At 69.6% G+C, this 2,128-nt stretch carries 3 protein-coding genes; all 3 read left to right on the forward strand.

Annotated elements, in window-relative coordinates; all coding sequences use genetic code 11:
- The coding region (locus EOA33_RS33285; protein WP_190234453.1) for a hydantoinase B/oxoprolinase family protein at positions 1-929 on the forward strand (929 nt) is incomplete at its 5' end.
- Complete coding sequence (locus tag EOA33_RS33290; protein WP_126058821.1) at positions 926-1,228, forward strand: (2Fe-2S)-binding protein; 303 nt, start codon at positions 926-928, stop codon at positions 1,226-1,228. The genes EOA33_RS33285 and EOA33_RS33290, both read left to right, overlap by 4 nt.
- Positions 1,225-2,128 (forward strand): FAD/NAD(P)-binding oxidoreductase (locus EOA33_RS33295; RefSeq protein WP_145989441.1); only part of this gene is annotated, 904 nt, incomplete at its 3' end. The genes EOA33_RS33290 and EOA33_RS33295, both read left to right, overlap by 4 nt.

Here is a 2,128-nt window from a genome sequence, read left to right on the forward strand (position 1 = left end):
CGCAAGCAGTGCCCGAGCGCCTGCCCGCGGCGCCGGCCGGCAACAACTGCATCGTCAACGTCATGACTGTCGACGAGCGCAGCAGCCGGACGGTCATCGCCGCGGTTAACCCGGTGGTCGGTGGCGGCGGTGCGATGCCGCATCGCGATGGCACCAACGGTTCGGGCGCCGATGCCGCCTATCTCAAGAACACGCCGATCGAAATCACCGAGACCGAGACCCCGGTCGAATTCGTGAAATACGGGCTCGCCAGGGACAGCGGCGGGGCGGGCCGCTGGCGCGGCGGGCTGGCGACCGAGATGGCCTTCCGCGTCTTCGCGCCCGACTCCAGGATCACGGCGCGCAACCGCGACCGCAGTTTTTTCCGTCCCTGGGGCGTGCTGGGCGGCAAGGCGGCCGGCCTGTCGGACATGGTCGTCAATCCGGGGACCGAGCACGAGCGGCGGCTGGGCAACATCGACACCGCGGTGCTGCAGCCCGGCGACCTGCTCGATATCCGCTCCGCCGGAGGCGGCGGGCGCGGCGATCCGCATCTGCGCGAACCCTGGCGGGTCGCACAGGACGTTCGGCGCGGCTATGTTTCGGAGGCATCGGCGGAGCGCGACTATGGCGTCGTCATCCGCGACGGCGAAGTCGACGAGCAGGCTACGGGGCAATTGCGCGCGCGGCACAAGCCGTCCGCCGGCCATTTCCATTTCGGTCCAGAGCGCGACGGCTACGAAGCGCAATGGACCCCTGCGGCATACGACCGGCTCACCGCCATACTGAGGGACCTGCCGATCCACTGGCGGTTCTTCGCCAAGACCGAGATCTTCCGCCGCATGAGAGGGCGCTCCGGGCCGGAGGGCGTGCAGGCGGCCTTCGATGCGGCGTGCGAACGGTTCCCCGAACTGCCGCGTCCTCGCCCGGTGCGAGAGGCCGCTGAATGATCAGCGCCGGCCGCATCGTCCGGCTGGCCGAGCGCGACCGGGTAGAGGTGAATTTCTTCCTCGATGGCGAGATGCGCAGCGCGCTGGCCGGCGATACGCTGCTGACCGCCATGCTGGCGTCGGGACAAGCCTTACGAAAGTCCGAGTTCGGGCCTGAACCCCGCGCGGGCTTCTGCCTGATGGGAGCCTGCCAGGATTGTTGGGTCTGGCAGGAAGAGGGGCCGCGCCTGCGCGCGTGCACAACCCCTATCGATGAGGGCATGCGGCTGCGCACGACGCCGCCGGAGAGCTGGCCGTGAGCGACGCTTCATCGCCGAAGATCGTGATCGTCGGCGCCGGTCCGGCTGGCATAAGGGCCGCGGCGGTGCTGGTCGAGGCCGGGCTGCACCCGATGGTGATCGACGAAGGCAATCGCGCCGGCGGTCAGATCTATCGTCGCCCACCGGACGGATTCGTCCGCACGCCGGGGCAGCTCTATGGCTCGGAGGCGGCGAAGGCGCGCTCGCTGCATGAACTGTTCGACCGGTTGGCCAAGGAGGGGCGCCTTACCCATTGCGCAGCGAGTTCGGTCATCGCCGCGCAGGAGGGACGGCTGCACGTGCTGGGGGAGGACGGCGTGCAGCTAGTCAACTATGACCGCCTGATCCTTGCCACCGGCGCATCCGATCGCGTCGCTCCGGTCCCGGGCTGGCAGAGCGCCGGCGTCTACAGCCTCGGCGCGGCGCAGATCGCGCTCAAGGCGCAGGGCGTGGCCCTCGGGCGACGGATCGTGCTGATCGGATCCGGGCCTCTCCTGACGCTGGTCGGTGCGCAACTCGTCAAGGCCGGAGCGGATGTGGTGGCGGTGCTGGATACATCACCCTGGCGCCAGCAGATGCGGGGATTCCGGGGGCTCGCCGCCCGGCCGCTGGTCGCGCTGCGCGGCCTGGCGCTGCGGGCGAGGCTCGGCGACCGTTACCATGCGGGCGTGACCCTCGAACTGATCGAGGTCGACGAACAAGGTGTCACCGCGATGCGCTGGCGCGACACCGGCGGCCGCGAACGCGTCACCCCGTGCGACATGATCGGCATGGGCTGGCACTTGCGGGCGGAGACGCATCTCGCGGACCTTGCGGGATGCGCCTTCGCCTATGACGAACAGTGGCGGCAATGGCTGCCGAAGACCGACGAGATGGGTCGCGCCGGGAATGGCGGCTACC

Source organism: Mesorhizobium sp. M4A.F.Ca.ET.050.02.1.1, from assembly GCF_003997725.1.
In the GTDB taxonomy this organism is placed as follows: Bacteria; Pseudomonadota; Alphaproteobacteria; order Rhizobiales; family Rhizobiaceae; genus Mesorhizobium.